At 72.9% G+C, this 16,294-nt stretch carries 14 protein-coding genes; 5 read left to right on the forward strand and 9 right to left on the reverse strand.

From position 1 onward, the window contains the following. Positions 1–8: 8 nt before the first annotated feature. From B086_RS0122745 to B086_RS0122775, 7 genes are all read right to left on the reverse strand, one after another. Positions 9–1,772: a DoxX family protein gene (locus B086_RS0122745; RefSeq protein WP_106436136.1), complete on the reverse strand. Its 1,764-nt coding sequence runs from the start codon at positions 1,770–1,772 to the stop codon at positions 9–11. Between the two features lie 174 nt (positions 1,773–1,946). Continuing rightward, positions 1,947–2,885 carry a 23S rRNA (guanosine(2251)-2'-O)-methyltransferase RlmB gene (rlmB, locus tag B086_RS0122750; RefSeq protein WP_018568737.1) on the reverse strand — a complete coding sequence of 313 codons (939 nt, stop codon included), beginning with the start codon at positions 2,883–2,885 and terminating at the stop codon, positions 1,947–1,949. A 141-nt stretch (positions 2,886–3,026) separates the two neighbouring features. Continuing rightward, positions 3,027–4,427 carry a cysteine--tRNA ligase gene (gene cysS, locus B086_RS0122755; protein WP_018568738.1) on the reverse strand — a complete coding sequence of 467 codons (1,401 nt, stop codon included), beginning with the start codon at positions 4,425–4,427 and terminating at the stop codon, positions 3,027–3,029. 105 nt (positions 4,428–4,532) lie between these two features. After that, on the reverse strand, positions 4,533–4,937 hold the full coding sequence (locus B086_RS0122760) for a PPOX class F420-dependent oxidoreductase (protein WP_018568739.1): 405 nt from the start codon (positions 4,935–4,937) through the stop codon (positions 4,533–4,535). Positions 4,938–5,021: 84 nt separating this feature from the next. Further along, positions 5,022–5,495 carry a 2-C-methyl-D-erythritol 2,4-cyclodiphosphate synthase gene (gene ispF, locus B086_RS0122765; RefSeq protein WP_026252673.1) on the reverse strand — a complete coding sequence of 158 codons (474 nt, stop codon included), beginning with the start codon at positions 5,493–5,495 and terminating at the stop codon, positions 5,022–5,024. A gap of 154 nt (positions 5,496–5,649) precedes the next feature. Beyond that, positions 5,650–6,414 carry a 2-C-methyl-D-erythritol 4-phosphate cytidylyltransferase gene (gene ispD, locus B086_RS0122770; RefSeq protein WP_026252674.1) on the reverse strand — a complete coding sequence of 255 codons (765 nt, stop codon included), beginning with the start codon at positions 6,412–6,414 and terminating at the stop codon, positions 5,650–5,652. Between the two features lie 490 nt (positions 6,415–6,904). After that, a complete protein-coding gene (locus B086_RS0122775; RefSeq protein WP_003953493.1) occupies positions 6,905–7,387 on the reverse strand; it encodes a CarD family transcriptional regulator in 483 nt (160 codons plus the stop codon). A gap of 941 nt (positions 7,388–8,328) precedes the next feature. On the opposite strand from B086_RS0122775, the gene B086_RS0122785 reads away from it, so the two are divergent. Next, positions 8,329–9,066, forward strand: coding sequence for a hypothetical protein (locus B086_RS0122785; protein ID WP_018568743.1), 738 nt, complete (start codon positions 8,329–8,331; stop codon positions 9,064–9,066). Positions 9,067–9,223: 157 nt separating this feature from the next. On the opposite strand, the gene B086_RS0122790 is transcribed toward B086_RS0122785, so the two are convergent. After that, positions 9,224–9,904, reverse strand: coding sequence for a response regulator transcription factor (locus B086_RS0122790; RefSeq protein ID WP_010358452.1), 681 nt, complete (start codon positions 9,902–9,904; stop codon positions 9,224–9,226). After that, positions 9,901–11,325: a sensor histidine kinase gene (locus B086_RS0122795; RefSeq protein WP_018568745.1), complete on the reverse strand. Its 1,425-nt coding sequence runs from the start codon at positions 11,323–11,325 to the stop codon at positions 9,901–9,903. The genes B086_RS0122790 and B086_RS0122795 overlap by 4 nt, the downstream gene beginning before the upstream one ends. 269 nt (positions 11,326–11,594) lie before the next feature. Here B086_RS0122795 and phoU point away from each other — a divergent pair, with 269 nt between their 5' ends. The 4 genes from phoU to B086_RS0122815 all read left to right on the forward strand — a co-directional run bounded on the left by phoU (position 11,595) and on the right by B086_RS0122815 (position 16,155). Further along, complete coding sequence (phoU, locus tag B086_RS0122800; RefSeq protein WP_018568746.1) at positions 11,595–12,284, forward strand: phosphate signaling complex protein PhoU; 690 nt, start codon at positions 11,595–11,597, stop codon at positions 12,282–12,284. 179 nt (positions 12,285–12,463) lie between these two features. After that, positions 12,464–12,622, forward strand: a complete 159-nt coding sequence (locus tag B086_RS45065; RefSeq protein ID WP_018568747.1) for a hypothetical protein — start codon at positions 12,464–12,466, stop codon at positions 12,620–12,622. 316 nt (positions 12,623–12,938) lie between these two features. Continuing rightward, positions 12,939–13,457: a lamin tail domain-containing protein gene (locus B086_RS40555; protein ID WP_018568748.1), complete on the forward strand. Its 519-nt coding sequence runs from the start codon at positions 12,939–12,941 to the stop codon at positions 13,455–13,457. Between the two features lie 352 nt (positions 13,458–13,809). Continuing rightward, entirely contained in the window at positions 13,810–16,155 is a 2,346-nt protein-coding gene (locus B086_RS0122815; RefSeq protein WP_026252675.1) for an ATP-binding cassette domain-containing protein, read from the forward strand. The last annotated feature ends 139 nt before the right edge of the window (positions 16,156–16,294 follow it).

Raw genomic sequence — 16,294 nt, forward strand, 5'->3', positions numbered from 1 at the left:
GACAGGTCCTAGCCGAGCAGACCGCCCACCAGTCCGGGCTGGCCCGTGGAGGACGAGCTGCCGCCGCCCGAGCCGGAGGGCTGGGTGTCGCCGCCGCCGGAGCCGCCGGATCCGGTGCCGCCGGAGGCCGAGCCGCCGGAGGTGGGGCCTGCGCTGGTGCTGGGCGCCTGCTGGACGGGGGCGGAGTGGCGCGGCGGGACGTGGCCGGTGGTGCCCTGGGTCTGGCTGGGCGCGCCGCCGGTGGTGGCTCCGCTGCCGCGGGTGGCGCCCGGGGTGGCCGCGGGGCCGCCGGTCGGCCCGGCGGACGTGCCGCGGTGGCTGGGCGAGGTGGAGGCCGACGGGGAGCCGCTGTGCCCGGTGCCCGCGCCGGTGCCGGGCCTGCTCGGCAGCGGCGAGCCGGGCAGTTCGTTGCGCGGGGACTCGCCGGGGCCGGGCACGACGACCCGGTCGGCGTCGCGGACCGCACCGCCGAGCAGCGCGCCCACGAGCAGGGTGAGCCCGGCGACGACCACGGTGATCAGGGCGCCACGGCGCAGTACGTACCGGCGCAGGTCCCACAGGTCGGCGCGGGGGCCGAGGCGGCGCCAGGCGGACGCGGCGAGCCGGCCGTCCACGGAGTAGACGGGGGCACCGGCGATGATCAGCGGGGACCAGGCGGCCAGGAAGATGATGTCCGGGGTGTCGTAGACGGCGACGGTGCGCCAGCTGACGGTGACGACGATCGCGGCGGAGAGCAGCGCGCCGACCACCCCGGCGACCCGCTGCCAGCAGCCCAGGACCGTCAGGACACCGACGATGACCTGGAGGAAGGCGATGGAGAGGCCGGAGCCCACCGGGTGCTGGAGGGCGAACTGGCGCAGCGGCTCGGCGACTTCCCAGGGGTGCAGGGAGGTGAGCCACTTGACCATGGAGCCGCGCTTGCCGCCGTCGAAGTAGAGCGGGTCGCACAGCTTGCCCATGCCGGCGTAGAGGGAGACGAACCCGAGGAAGATGCGCAGCGGCAGGAGGACCACGCCGAGGTTCATCCGGCGGCCCGGGTAGTAGGCGTGGCGGGCCGGGTCGTCGCCGTGCCGCCTACCGCGGCGGCGGGTGCCGGGCGCGGGGGCGTCGCGGGTGGCGTCCTCGTCGTAGCCGTAGCCGCCGGTGTCGGCGGCGAGGCCGCCGCCGGGGTGGCCGTAGGGCGGTCCGGCGGCGCCCGCGGCGGGGCGGGTGTCGTACGCGGGCTCGCCATACTGCTCCTCGTAGGCGCTGCCCGAGCTGCGCATCTGCGGGAGCAGCCGGGTCTCGCCGGGCTCCGGGGAGCGCTGGGCGCCGACGACGGGGGTCTCGACGGTGCGGTCGAGGTCGTCGTAGCCGCCGTAGCCGGGGGCGGCGTCGACGCGCGGGATGACCTGGGTGGCTCCGGCGTCGGCGGACGGGTCCTCGGTGTAGCGGACGCTGCCGCTGCGCACGGCCTGGAGCAGCCGGTGGGCGCCGGTGTCGTCGGGGGCGGAGCGGCCGCTCCACACGAGCGGCCGGCGCGGGGCGGCCCGGCCCGCCGCCCCGGCGGCGGGCACGCGCACGGCGGGGTCGGTGACGCTCGGGTGCCGGGCGAGGCGGGGGGACAGGGTGCGCCGCGACGCGGCGCCCAGCTGCACGCGGAAGCTCGCGTGAGTGACGATGACCTGCGCCGGATCGCTCGGCACCTTCACCATGCTCAGCGCGGGAGCGTCGTCGTAGCCCGACGAGCGGTCCCCCGTGGGTGTGCGGGGTGTTCTGGTGTCCACACTCATCTAACCGAGTGATGGGGTGTTAGGACACTGCCTTGACCCGTCGGATCTGTCCGGACCGCGTCAAGCTTGCCCCGAACGGACGGATATGCCCGGCCGGGTGAACACACGCACGCGCGTACGAGAACAGGCCGGGCCGGGTCCGCGTGCGGACCGCGTCCCGGCCGGGCCCCGCGCTCAGGCGCGCCTGCGGGCCGCCTCGTAGAGGACGATCCCGGCCGCGACGCCCGCGTTCAGCGACTCGGCGCCGCCCGGCATCGGGATCCGCACCCGGATGTCGCAGGTCTCGCCGACGAGCCGGGACAGGCCCTTGCCCTCGCTGCCGACGACGATGACGACGGGACCGCCCAGGGCCTCCAGGTCACCGAGTTCGGCCTCGCCGTCCGCGGCCAGGCCGACGACCGTGATGCCCGCCTTCTGGTACGCCTCCAGGGCGCGGGTGAGGTTGGTGGCGCGGGCCACCGGAGTCCGGGCGGCGGTGCCCGCGGACGTCTTCCAGGCACCGGCGGTCATCCCGGCCGCGCGCCGCTCGGGGACGACCACGCCGTGCCCGGCGAAGGCCGAGACGGAGCGGACGACCGCGCCGAGGTTGCGCGGGTCGGTGACGCCGTCGAGGGCGACGATCAGCGGGTCCTCGCCCGCGTCCGCCGCGGCCGCGGCCAGATCCTCGGGGTGGGCGTACTCGTACGGCGGGACCTGGAGGACCAGGCCCTGGTGGTTGAGCCCGTTGGTCATGCGGTCCAGCTCGGGGCGGGGCGCCTCCATGAGGTTGAGCCCGCCGCGCTCGGCCGCGAGCTGGAGCGCCTCGCGGACCCGCTCGTCGTTGTCGATGAACTGCTGGACGTACAGCGTGGTCGCGGGCACGCCCTCGCGCAGCGCCTCGACGACCGGGTTGCGGCCGACGACCAGCTCCGAGGCGGAACGGCCGCCGCGGCGCTGCGGCGGGCGGCCCTGGCTGCGGCGCACCTTCGCCTGGGCGGCGCGCTGCTTGGCGTGTCCCTTGCGCATCTCGGCGGGGGGCGTGGGGCCCTTGCCCTCCAGGCCGCGGCGCCGCTGGCCGCCGCTGCCGACCTGCGCGCCCTTCTTGCCGGACATGCGGCGGTTGTGAGCGGCCATGACCTACCTGTCTGTCGAAAGCGTCGTGCGTACGCCTGCCGCGTACGTCTCCTACGTCTATGAAGTGTGCCGCCCGGACGGCCGGACGGCACAACGGGGTCCCCGGCGGCCGGCGCGCGGCCGGGCGTACCGGGGCGCGGGTCAGCGCGGGCCGAGGCTCCAGCGCGGGCCCTGCGGGCTGTCCTCGATGACCAGTCCGGACTGGCCGAGCTGGTCGCGCAGGGCGTCGGCGGTGGCCCAGTCCTTGCGGGCGCGGGCCGCCTCGCGCTGGTCGAGGACCATCCGGACCAGGGTGTCGACGACGCCGTGCAGGTCCTCGCCGCTCTCGCCGTCACCGGCCGCCCAGTGCTCGTCCAGCGGGTCGAGGCCGAGGACGCCGAGCATGGCCCGCACCTCGGCGAGCCGGGCCACCGCGGCCTCCTTGTCGTCCGCGGCGAGCGCGCTGTTGCCCTGCCGGACCGTGGTGTGCACCACGGCCAGCGCCTGCGGGACGCCGAGGTCGTCGTCCATCGCCTCGGCGAAGGCGGGCGGCACCTCGGCGGACGGCTCCACCGGGCCCGTCTTCTCCACCACGCGCTGGATGAAGCCCTCGATCCGCGCGAACGCCGACTCGGCCTCGCGCAGGGCCTCCTCGCTGTACTCGATGGTCGAGCGGTAGTGCGGGGTGCCCAGGTAGTAGCGCAGGACGATCGGGCGCCACCGGCGGACCATCTCCGAGACCAGCACGGAGTTGCCCAGTGACTTGGACATCTTCTCGCCCGCCATGGTCACCCAGGCGTTGTGCACCCAGTACCGCGCGAATTCGTCGCCGTACGCCTTGGACTGGGCGATCTCGTTCTCGTGGTGCGGGAAGATCAGGTCCAGGCCGCCGCCGTGGATGTCGAAGGCGCTGCCCAGGTACTTGTGCGCCATGGCCGAGCACTCCAGGTGCCAGCCCGGACGGCCCTCGCCCCACGGCGTGGGCCAGGTCGGCTCGCCCGGCTTGGCCGCCTTCCAGAGCGCGAAGTCCCGCGGGTCGCGCTTGCCGGTCTCGCTGTCGGCGGCCGGCTGGCGCAGATTGTCCAGCTCCTGCCGGGACAGCTGGAGGTAGCCGGGGAAGGAGCGCACGTCGAAGTAGACGTTCCCGTCGGCCGCGTAGGCGTGGCCGCGGTCGATGAGCGTGCGCATCATCTCGGTCATCTCCGGCACATGGCCGGTGGCGCGGGGCTCGTAGGTGGGCGGCAGGCAGCCCAGCGCGGTGTAACCGTCGTTGAACGCGCGCTCGTTGGCGTACCCGATGGACCACCAGGGGCGGTCCTGCTCCCGCGCCTTGGCGATGATCTTGTCGTCGATGTCCGTGACGTTGCGGATGAACGTCACCTCGTAGCCGCGGTGGGCGAACCAGCGGCGCATGATGTCGAAGTTCAGACCCGACCGGATGTGCCCGATGTGCGGGGCCGCCTGCACGGTGGCACCACACAGGTAGATCGAGACACAACCCGGCTTGAGCGGGGTGAAGTCACGGATCTGCCGGGCGCTGGTGTCGTACAGGCGAATGGTCACCACTCCAGGGTAGTGGGCGAAGGGCAGTGCCTCGCGCCCGTTTCCCGCAAGGTCCGTGCTTTTGTGACCGAGGGGAGCGGTGACCCGGTCCGCGGGAGCGGCCCGTCAGATACCGCCGACGACCTTGCGGGGCCGGATCCGGACGACCAGGCGCTCGGCGTCCTGGGCCGCGGACGGATTGAACTCCGCGTACTTCTTGCCGGTGTACTTCACCGACAGCTCGTCGATGAGGTCCTGGCCGCCCTCGGTGCTGATCTCGGCGGTGCCGCGGATCTCGGCGTACTCGTACGGCGAGGCGGGGTCCTGGACGACGACGCTGACGCGGGCGTCGCGCCGCATGTTCCGCGCCTTGCGGCGGTCGGCGGTGGTGGAGATGACGACGTCGTCGCCGTCCCGCTTCGCCCAGACCGGCGACAGCTGCGGGCTGCCGTCGGGCTGGACGGTGCCGACGACGACGAAGACGGTGCCGTCGAGGAGGTTCTTGAGACGGGGGGACAGTTCGGCGGACATGGGGCACCCTCCGGGAGGCGGACCTTCGGTCACCGCCGGCGCCGCACGGCCGGGCGGTGACTCTCCGGATACCCTCGCACGCGCTCAGCTCACCCGCACCACGAGCGCCGTGGCCACCGCCGCCAGTCCCTCGCCGCGGCCCGGGAAGCCGAGCCCGTCGGTGGTGGCCCCGGAGACGGAGACCGGGGCTCCGGCCGCCTCAGAGAGGATCCGCTGCGCCTCCGCGCGCCGCTTGCCGATCTTCGGACGGGGGCCGACGACCTGCACGGCCACGTTCCCGATCCGGAAACCGGCGGCGCGGACGATGCGTGCCGCCTCCGTCAGCAGGGTGACACCGGACGCGCCCGACCATTCCGGCCGCCCGGTGCCGAAGTGCTGGCCGAGGTCGCCGAGCCCGGCGGCCGAGAACAGCGCGTTGCACGCGGCGTGCGCGACGACGTCCGCGTCGGAGTGCCCGGCCAGGCCCGGTCCCTCGCCCTCCCACTTCAGACCTGCGCACCACAGCTCGCGGCCGTCCTCGAAGGCGTGGATGTCGGTGCCGATGCCGACCTGGGGCAGCGGGGGGAGCGCGCCGTCCGCGGGGGCCGCGGGAGCGGCCGGGGCGGTTGCCTCCCGGGGGGCCGCGCCGGTGTCCGCGCCGGTGTCCGCGCCTGCGGCCGGGTCGGTGGCCGGGGCGGTGTCCGGGAAGCCCGGGGCGATCTCGGGGGTGGTCTCAGAAGCCATCGGTGAGCCTCCTGCGGGCCAGGACCGCCTCGGCGAGCACGAGGTCGAGCGGGCGGGTGACCTTGAAGGCCTCCTCGTGTCCCGGGACGGCCACGACCGGCTCGCCGAGCTGCTCGACCATGCTCGCGTCGTCGGTCACGTCGTCGGTGACGGTCTCATGGGCCCGCACCAGCGTCGCCCGGTCGAAGCCCTGCGGGGTCTGCACGGCCCGCAGCCGCGAGCGGTCCGGGGTCGCGAGGACCGGTTCGGGCGCGCCCGAACCGGCGGCCGGTTCGACCTCCTTGACGGTGTCCGCGAGCGGCAGGGCCGGTACGACGGCGGCGGCGCCCTCGCGTACGGCCTCGATCACCGCGTCCACCGTCTCCACGGGGACCAGCGGGCGGGCCGCGTCGTGCACGAGGACGACGTCGTGGCCGGGCGGCACCGCGTCGAGCCCGAGCCGGACGGACTCCTGGCGGGACTCGCCGCCGGGCACCACGAGGAAGCGGGTCCGCTCGGGGAGCGCATGGGCGTCGAGCAGCGAGGTGACCTCGCCCGCGCCGTCGGGCGGAGCGACCACGACGACGAGGGAGACGGCGCGGGAGGCCGCCATGGCGCGCACCGCGTGGACGAGCATCGGGGTGCCGTTCAGCGTGCGCAGCGCCTTGGGGGCGCCCGGACCGAGACGCACGCCCCGGCCGGCGGCCGGGATCACGACGGCGACGGGGGCCCCTGGCCGGGCGCCCGCGGGCGAAGGACGCGAATCGTCAGACATCGGTTCCTGTCAGGTTTGTGTTCCGGCTCGGCGTGGGTATGGCCTCACCGTGCCGGGCGCGGCACGGCGGCCGGACCCTTCCGTGACCCCGGCCGAGCCGACTGCATGGGCCCGGCACAGAGTATCGGGGGGATCTTCCTCTCGCAGGGCCGTCCGGGTTCCGGGCGGAGCGCGTCGCCCTGGGCGTCGGCGCAGGCCGGCACCGCGCGCCGTCGCCGTGGACGGGCGCGAGACGCGGGTGCGGATGCGCGCGGGACGCGGGTGCGGGTTCGGGTGCGGCGGGACGCGGACATGACGAAGCCGCAGCGCCCGGCGACCTCGGTCGCCTGATCGGACACTGCGGCATGTCATTGATGCCACTGCACTTCACTGTTGCCGCACACCGTGCTGAACTGCTGAACCGAACAGTCGCGCAGCTATGGGCGTCCGCCTGTGTCGGGGTGCCCCGCTCCGGTGATCCGGTTCCGGTCGTCGGTCGGGAAGCCCCGCGTCAGGACGCGAGAACCTCGTCGAGCAGAGCCTCTGCCTTGTCCTCGTTCGTGTTCTCCGCGAGCGCCAGCTCGCTCACCAGGATCTGGCGGGCCTTGGCGAGCATGCGCTTCTCACCGGCGGAGAGACCGCGCTCGCGCTCCCGGCGCCACAGGTCGCGCACGACCTCCGCGACCTTGATGACATCACCGGAGGCGAGCTTCTCCAGGTTTGCCTTGTAACGACGCGACCAGTTCGTGGGCTCCTCGGCGTACGGAGCGCGCAGCACCTCGAAGACCCGGTCCAGCCCGTCCTGACCGACCACATCACGCACGCCGACGAACTCCGCATTGTCCGCTGGCACACGTACCGTCAGGTCACCCTGGGCGACCTTCAGCACCAAGTAGGTCTTGTCCACGCCTTTGATCTGGCGAGTTTCGATAGCCTCGATCAGCGCGGCCCCGTGATGGGGATAGACCACGGTGTCGCCAACCTTGAACGTCATGTGACAGGTACCCCTTCCGTGGCTATCCAGGGTAACACGGATACGGCGTCTTCTGAATGGCGTTTTCGCAGGTCAGGGCATATCTCGGGGCTTGACAACAGCAACCGGAACGTGCTTCGGAAGGGGTGCGCGGGCCGGTGGCGGGCAGGTATGCGCAGGTCGGAGGGGCTCTCCGCACGGGGCGAAACGCGTACGTTACACACTTCCGACCGTCCGTCCGAACGGTCGAACGTCCCGTTTTGTCGGGTTCCAGATGCGCGACTTCCGCTACTCCGTTCGGTGCGGGCGGGGCGCGGGAGGCACGAATCCGGAATTGATCACGGCCGGTGGGCGACACCCGCGGCGGCCGGTGATCAATTTCGGCCGCGGCCGCGCATTACGGCACCGGAAAATCCAGGAAGATCGGGTACGGCGGATCGGCACCGCTAAGACCGCGCGTAAGACGACGCGTAAGAGAGGCGCTTAGAGGGCGCTAACCACGGTCTAAGCAGGCTCTAAGCAGGGGGTGTGCGCGAGGTATCGCGGGCGGGTAAGCGGGCGGGCGTATCGCGATGTGTATGACGGCCCGTATGACCGCGCCTATGGCTCTTTGGAGCCACGTATGGCGGTGCGCGTATGGCGGGCGGGTATGGCGGACGTCACTTATGTGAATGGCGGGCGGCGCTGCGGCCGACACGGAGGGCGAGGCCGGGGCCGACACGGAGGGCGGGGCCGGGGGCGGAGGGCGCGGCAGGGGCCCGGACGGGGTGTGACAAGGCTCCCTCCGGGCGCCCCCGGCGGCCGTGCGGGAGCGGTGTCCGGGTGCCTCGGGAGGCACAGGGGGCGGGTCGGGTGCGGGGCCGTGGGAACGGCTCGGTAACCTAAGGCCGCTGACAGACGCTTAGGACGGCTTTATAAGGAAGTCGCCCTGTACCGCCCACGTTCAAGGAGTTGCCGCCGCCGTGAGCAGCAGCCTTCGACGCGGCGCCCTCGCCGCCGCCGCCATCGCGTTCTCGATCGCCTCGCTCGCCGCCTGCGGCGCCGGCAACAACGCCCAGACACTTGAGGTCAAGCCGGACAACGCGGCCACCAAGGTCGGGGACATCGAGGTCCAGAACGCGGTGATCATCACGCAGCCCGGCTCCCAGTCCAAGGGTCCGGCCGTCGTCTCGATGACCCTCTTCAACAGCGGCACCACCCCGCAGACGCTGGACGCGATCCGCGTCGACGGCGGCGGCACCGCGCAGATCACCCCGGCCAAGGGCTCGGGCAAGCTGACCGTCCCGGCCCAGGGCTCGGTCGTCGTCGGCGGCAAGGGCAACGCCTCCGCCGCGCTGACCAACCCCGGCCCGGTGGTCAAGGACGGCAACGCGCAGAAGATCACCTTCACCTTCAGCAAGTCCGGTGACGTGAGCCTGCGCGCCTTCGTGGTCCCGGCCACGAGCTACTTCGACAAGTGGGGCCCGAGCAACATCCCGGCCGCGCCGGGCGCCCCGGCCACGGGCACCACGGGCAAGCCGTCGTCCTCGGGGTCCGCGAACTCCTCGAAGAACCCGAAGTCCTCCGAGTCCCCGAAGTCCTCGGGCTCCTCGGACTCCTCGGGCAAGGGCGACAAGACCACGGGCTCGGGCTCGGACTCGGCCGACGGGTCGGGCGTGGGCACGGGCGAGGCGGGCACGCCGGACGGCTCGGCCTCGTAGGCGGCAGTACGACGTACGCCGAAGGGCGGCACCCTCTCCGTGAGGGTGCCGCCCTTCGGCGTACCGGCCTGACTGCCGTCTGCGGCGCCGCGGCCTGCGAACCGCGGCCCACGGCTTTCGGACCGCGGCCTGCGGCCTGCGGCCTATGGCCTATGGCCTACGGCTCGAACTTGTAGCCGAGGCCGCGGACCGTCACCAGGTAGCGCGGGGCGCCCGGGTCCGGCTCGATCTTGGCGCGCAGCCGCTTGACGTGCACGTCGAGCGTCTTGGTGTCGCCCACGTAGTCGGCGCCCCAGACCCGGTCGATGAGCTGCATCCGGGTCAGCACCCGGCCGGCGTTGCGCAGCAGCATCTCCAGCAGGTCGAACTCCTTGAGCGGCAGGTCGACCTTGGAGCCGGAGACGGTGACGACGTGCCGGTCCACGTCCATGCGGACCGGGCCCGCCTCCAGGGCCGCCGGGGTGACCTCCTCCGGCTCGCCGCGCCGGCGCAGCACCGCGCGGATCCGGGCGACCAGCTCCCGGGAGGAGAAGGGCTTGGTCACGTAGTCGTCGGCCCCTATCTCCAGGCCGACGACCTTGTCGATCTCGCTGTCCTTGGCGGTCACCATGATCACCGGGACGTTGGAGCGGCCGCGCAGCTGGCGGCACACCTCCGTGCCGGGCAGCCCCGGCAGCATCAGGTCGAGGAGGACGAGGTCGGCGCCGTTGCGCTCGAACTCGTCGAGCCCGTCGGGCCCGGTGGCCGCCACGGCGACCTCGAAGCCCTCTTTGCGGAGCATGTACGACAGGGCGTCGGAGAAGGACTCCTCGTCCTCGACGACGAGCACTCGGGTCACGGAAGGACCTCCGGGGCGGGAAGCGGTTCGTACGGTGATGTCTGGGACGACGACGCCTGCGTCCGCGATGACGGAGGCGCCGGGGGTGAGGCCGGGGGTGAGGCCGGGGACGAGGCCCGGGACGAGGTGGTGTCGGTGCCGGTCCGGAACCCGGGACGGGGCTCGGACTCGGACGCGGCCGCGAGGTCGGTGCCGGGGCCGTCTTCGGGCCCGGTCTCCTCGTCGAGGTCGGGGTGCTGGTGCGCGCGGTCCCGGTCGCGGGCCTCACGGGCCGCTGCCGCCTCGGGCAGCCGCAGGGTGAAGGTGGAGCCCTGTCCCTCGGCGCTCCACACGGTGACCTCCCCGCCGTGCGAGGCGACCACGTGCTTCACGATGGCGAGGCCGAGTCCGGTACCGCCGGTGGCACGCGAGCGGGCCGGGTCCACGCGGTAGAAACGCTCGAAGATGCGCTCCTTGTCCTTGTCGGAGATGCCGATGCCCTGGTCGGTGACGGCGATCTCGATGAGGTCCCCGCCCGGCACGGTGATCCGGCGGGCGGCGATGCCCACGCGGGTGCGGGCCGGGGAGTAGTTGACGGCGTTCTCGACGAGGTTGCCGAGCGCCGCGGCGAGCTGGCCGCGGTTGCCCCAGACCCTGAGGTCGCCGGTCCCGCCGGTGGCCATGGTGATCTGCTTGGTGCCGGCCTGGTGGCGGCACCGGTCGATGGCCTCGGCGACGAGCTCGTCGACGCGCACCGGCTCGGCGTCCTCCAGCGGGTCGTCGTTCTGTACCCGGGAGAGGTCGATCAGCTCCTGCACCAGGTTGGTCAGCCGGGTCGCCTCGATCTGCATGCGTCCGGCGAAGCGCTCCACCGCCTCGGGGTCGTCCGAGGCGTCCATGACGGCCTCGGAGAGCAGGGAGAGAGCGCCGACGGGTGTCTTCAGCTCATGGCTGACGTTCGCCACGAAGTCACGCCGTACGGCTTCGATCCGGCGCGCCTCGGTGAGGTCCTCGACGAGCAGCAGCACCAGCCGCGAGCCCAGCGGCGCGACGCGCGCGGAGACCGCCAGGGCCTCGCCGCGTCCGGTGCCGCGTCGCGGCAGGTCCAGCTCGACCTGCCGTATCTCCCCGTCCCGGCGGGTGTCCCGGGCCATCTGGAGCATGGGCTCCACGGCGAGCTTGCCGCCGCGGACCAGCCCGAGGGCGTACGCGGCGGAGCTGGCCTTGACGACGGCGTCGGCCTCGTCGAGGACGACGGCGGAGGAGCGCAGCACGGAGAGGACCGTGTCCACACCGGGCGGCAGCACCGCGTCGGTGTGCAGCGAGGTACGCGTCGGACGCTTCTGCTCCCGTTCACTGAAGCGGAACGCCAGCACGGCGATGACGCCGGTGAGCACTCCGGCGATCGCTGATGCTGCGGCGACCGCCGCGTTCACGTCCATGCGACCAGGTTAGGCATGGCGGACGACGTGCCCCCACCCGTCCGGGTGCGACCTCGAACACTCGTCGCCCAGAGTTCACCTTGGAGCCAGCGACGGTTCACTTGAGGTGACGGAAACGGACGCGTACGGGCCGGACCGTGGGAGCGTGGGGTTCGCACCGCCGGTCGTCACACGGGACGGGCCGGGCGCCGTCGGCCGGACGCCGGCGGCGGACCGCCGCCCCTGCACCCCCTGCAAACCCCGACGAACACGCACGAGAGGGAACGAAGATGCGGGACGCGTACCACGAGGAACTGGACTCGATCGGCGACGGACTGGTGGAGATGGCCCGGCTGGTCGGGTCGGCCATCGGACGCGCCACGACCGCCATCCTCGACGCCGATCTGAAGCTGGCCGAGAGCGTGATCGAGGCCGACCAGAAGGTCGACGAGCTCCAGCACGACCTGGAGGCTCGGGCCATAGCCCTGCTGGCCCGGCAGCAGCCGGTGGCGACGGACCTGCGGATCGTCGTCACCTCGCTGCGGATGTCGGCGGACCTGGAGCGCTCGGGCGACCTGGCCCAGCACGTGGCCAAGCTGGCCCGGCTGCGCTTCCCGGAGCGCGGGGTCCCCCAGGACCTGCACGCCACCATCCTGGAGATGGGCCAGCTCGCCCAGCGCCTGATGGCGAAGGCCGCCGAGGTGATCGTCACCAAGGACGTCGACCTGGCCCTCCAGCTGGAGCAGGACGACGACGAGATGGACCTGCTGCACCGCACGCTCTTCCAGCACCTGATCGACGACCGCTGGAAGCACGGCATCGAGACGGCCGTGGACGTCACCCTGCTCGGCCGCTACTACGAGCGCTACGCCGACCACGCGGTGGCGGTGGCCAAGCGGGTGGTCTACCTGGTCACGGGCGAGCACGCCGACGAGCTCCAGCAGGACGTCACGTCGGTGCCGAAGGTCGACGGGGCCTGAGCGGCGACGGGGCCTGAGGGGCGACGGGGCCTGAGGGGCGGCGGGGACGGCCGGGACGGCGGCGGCACGCGGGACAGCGGGATGAGGTACCGCGGCGGGAACGAGCCACCGTGCGCCGTTGATGCGCCCAGCACAGCGGGCATGGAATGGGCGAAGGCACCAGCCTGAAGGAGGGACCCATGTCCGAATCCCCCAGCACCGCGCCCGACCCCACCGGCAGCCGCGAGACCGAGCAGCCCGTAGCCGAGCCACGGAGCCTCCCGCTCCTCGCCGCCTGCGGCTGCGGCTCGGGCTGCGGCTGCGGCTGCCAGTCGGGCGGCCCCTGCCAGTGCGGCTGACGGGACACCCGGCGCGGGGCCCCGGCGGAGGACGCCGGGGCCCCGCGCCATGGATCTGTTGACTTTGGATCTGTTACTCACTTTGGAGTGACGCCCTCCGGCGCGGACCGGCCGGAGGGGCCCGCGCCGCAGGCAGCCCACCGGCACGGGCCCTCCGCCACCTGCTTGGGCGCTACAGCCGAGAGTCACAGAAACATGGCCAATCGGTAACAGGGTGCGTGTATCACATCGATCTCCCCGCAAACCGGACAAGGGTGTGAGCCGCGCGGCCACCCGGCCGCCGTACCGCCCCACCTCGCACCAGCAGGGAGAACCTGTGTCCGTGTCCGTCTCCGCTCCCCTCTCCTCGACCGCCCGTCGGCTGACCGCGACCGCCGTGGCGGCCGGGGTCCTGCTCGCGGTGGCCGCGCTGCCCGCCGCCGCGGCCGACCACCCCGCGCACGCGCACCGCCAGGGCGTGGTGATCAGCGACGTCCACCTCGCCGACCAGCACCCGACCCGGGGCCACCGCTCCGAGCGGGTGCTGAACACGGAGTGGGTGGAGATCACCAACAACACCCGCCGCGACGTCAACCTCGACGGGTGGACCCTGTCCGACCAGCACGGGCACACCTACACGTTCCGCCACTACCGCCTCGACGGCCGCGCCACGGTCCGCGTCCACACCGGTTACGGCCACGACACCCACCGCGACCTCTACCAGGACCGCCGCACCTCGGTCTGGGACCGCCGCGACACCGCCACCCTCCGCAACGACCACCGGCGCTCCGTCGACTCCCTCAGCTGGGACGACACCCACCGCGCCCCGCACCCCGGTCACCACCACCACCGCTGACCGGCGGCCCGGCCCCCTGCTCGCGGCGTACCGCGGGCAGGGGCATTCGTATGTCCGGGGCCCGCGGCGGGGCGGCCTCCGGAACCGATCCGGAATCGAGAAGCGCGCCCGCCGGGGCCGCGGCTACGGTGACGAGGGAGCCGCGGCGAGGGACGCGGGTGCAGGCACGGCGCACAGAGAAGGAACAGAGGGAGACGCGATGAGCAGCACGGTCACGAGGACGGACGACGGCGGCACCGGTGACCGTGGGCCCGTGTCGCCCGCATCGCCCGTACCGCCTGCCTCCCCCTCATCCCCCGCATCTCCCTCACCCCCCGCACCGTCCGCACCGTCCGCATCGTCCGCACCGCACATCGCGGACCGGCACGATCTGATCCGGGTGCACGGCGCGCGCGAGAACAACCTCAAGGACGTGAGCGTAGAGATCCCCAAGCGACGGCTGACGGTGTTCACCGGGGTGTCCGGCTCGGGCAAGAGCAGCCTGGTGTTCGGCACGATCGCCGCCGAGTCGCAGCGGCTGATCAACGAGACGTACAGCACCTTCGTGCAGGGCTTCATGCCGTCCCTGGCCCGGCCCGAGGTCGACGTGCTCGACGGGTTGACCACCGCGATCGTCGTCGACCAGCAGCGGATGGGCGCCGACCCGCGCTCCACGGTCGGCACCGCCACCGACGCCAACGCGATGCTGCGCATCCTCTTCAGCAGGCTCGCGCGCCCGCACCTCGGCTCCCCGAAGGCGTACTCCTTCAACGTCGCCTCGATCAGCGGCGCGGGCGCGGTCACCGTCCAGCGCGGCGGACAGACCGTGAAGGAGCGCCGCAGCTTCAGCATCACCGGCGGGATGTGCCCGCGCTGCGAGGGCCGGGGCACGGTCTCCGACCTGGACCCCGCCCAGCTCTACGACGAGACGAAGTCGCTGGCCGAGGGCGCGCTCACCGTCCCCGGCTACAAGTCGGGCGGCTGGAACCACCGGCTCTACAGCGAGTCCGGCCTCTACGACCCCGCCAAGCCGATCCGCGAGTTCACCGCGGCCGAGCTGCACGACTTCCTGCACCGCGAGCCGACCAGAATGAAGATCGCGGGCATCAACATGACGTACGAGGGCCTGATCCCGCGGATCCGCAAGTCGATGCTGGCCAAGGACCGGGAGGGGATGCAGCCGCACATCCGGGAGTTCGTGGACCGCGCGGTCGCCTTCACCGCCTGCCCCGAGTGCGCGGGCACCCGGCTCAGCGAGGCGGCCCGCGCCTCGCGGATCGGGGAGGTGAGCATCGCGGACGCGTGCGCGATGCAGATCAGCGACCTCGCGGACTGGGTGCGGGGCCTGGACGAGCCGACGGTGGCGCCGCTGCTGACCGCGCTCCAGGGCACCCTGGACTCGTTCGTGGAGATCGGCCTCGGCTACCTCTCCCTGGACCGCCCGGCGGGCACGCTCTCCGGCGGCGAGGCGCAGCGCGTGAAGATGATCCGCCACCTGGGCTCCTCGCTCACCGACGTGACGTACGTCTTCGACGAGCCCACCACCGGTCTGCACCCGCACGACATCCAGCGCATGAACAAGCTGCTGCTGCGGCTGCGCGACAAGGGCAACACGGTGCTGGTCGTCGAGCACAAGCCGGAGGTCATCGCGATCGCCGACCATGTGGTGGACCTCGGTCCCGGCGCGGGCACGGCGGGCGGGGCGGTCTGCTTCGAGGGCACGGTGGAGGGGCTGCGCTCCGCCGGCACCGTCACCGGGCGCCACCTGGACGACCGGGCCGCCCTGAAGAAGAGCGTGCGCGAGCCCACCGGCACCCTCCCGGTCCGCGGCGCGAGCGCGCACAACCTGCGCGACGTCGACGTGGACGTGCCGCTCGGCGTGCTCTGCGTGGTCACCGGAGTCGCGGGATCCGGCAAGAGCTCACTGGTACACGGTTCGATCCCGGCCGGAGCAGGCGTGATCTCCGTCGACCAGAGCCCGATCCGCGGCTCCCGGCGCAGCAACCCGGCGACGTACACCGGACTCCTGGACCCGATCCGCAAGGCGTTCGCCAAGGCCAACGGCGTCAAGCCCGCCCTGTTCAGCGCGAATTCGGAGGGTGCCTGTCCCACCTGCAAGGGCGCCGGCGTCATCTACACCGACCTCGCCGTGATGGCCCAGGTCGCCACCGTCTGCGAGGAGTGCGAGGGCAAGCGGTTCGAGGCATCCGTCCTCGACCACCACCTCGGCGGCCGCGACATCAGCGAGGTGCTGGCGATGCCGGTCGAGGAGGCCGAGCGGTTCTTCGCCACGGGCGAGGCCCGCACCCCGGCCGCGCACCGCATCCTCCGGCGCATGTCCGACGTCGGCCTCGGCTACCTCACCCTCGGCCAGCCCCTCACCACCCTCTCCGGCGGCGAACGCCAGCGCCTCAAGCTCGCCACCCACATGGCCGACAAGGGCGGCGTCTACGTCCTCGACGAACCGACCGCCGGCCTCCACCTCGCCGACGTCACCCAGCTCCTCGCCCTCCTCGACCGCCTCGTCGACTCCGGCAAGTCCGTCATCGTCGTCGAACACCACCAGGCCGTCATGGCCCACGCCGACTGGCTCATCGACCTCGGCCCCGGCGCCGGCCACGACGGCGGCCGAGTGGTCTTCGAGGGAACCCCGGCGGAACTGGTGGCGGCGCGGTCGACGGTGACGGGGGAGCATCTGGCGGAGTATGTGGGGGCCTGAGCGGTCCGGAGGGGGCGGCTGGGGACGGGCGCGGGCGGACAGCCCGCCCTCCGCGACTTCGCCCAGGCGAACGAACCGACGCCGCTCCTGCGCAGGCTCTACTGCGAGGCGGCCAACCGCGGCTTCGGCGTCGACGGCA

The organism is Streptomyces sp. PsTaAH-124 (assembly GCF_000373685.1).
GTDB classification, from domain to species: domain Bacteria; phylum Actinomycetota; class Actinomycetes; order Streptomycetales; family Streptomycetaceae; genus Streptomyces; species Streptomyces andamanensis.

Coding starts and splice junctions, on each gene's coding strand:
- B086_RS0122745 (WP_106436136.1), bottom strand. CDS start 1,772: ATGAGTGTGGACACCAGAACACCCCGCACACCCACGGGGGACCGCTCG.
- rlmB (WP_018568737.1), bottom strand. CDS start 2,885: ATGGCCGCTCACAACCGCCGCATGTCCGGCAAGAAGGGCGCGCAGGTC.
- B086_RS0122760 (WP_018568739.1), bottom strand. CDS start 4,937: ATGTCCGCCGAACTGTCCCCCCGTCTCAAGAACCTCCTCGACGGCACC.
- ispD (WP_026252674.1), bottom strand. CDS start 6,414: ATGTCTGACGATTCGCGTCCTTCGCCCGCGGGCGCCCGGCCAGGGGCC.
- B086_RS0122775 (WP_003953493.1), bottom strand. CDS start 7,387: ATGACGTTCAAGGTTGGCGACACCGTGGTCTATCCCCATCACGGGGCC.
- B086_RS0122795 (WP_018568745.1), bottom strand. CDS start 11,325: ATGGACGTGAACGCGGCGGTCGCCGCAGCATCAGCGATCGCCGGAGTG.
- phoU (WP_018568746.1), top strand. CDS start 11,595: ATGCGGGACGCGTACCACGAGGAACTGGACTCGATCGGCGACGGACTG.
- B086_RS45065 (WP_018568747.1), top strand. CDS start 12,464: ATGTCCGAATCCCCCAGCACCGCGCCCGACCCCACCGGCAGCCGCGAG.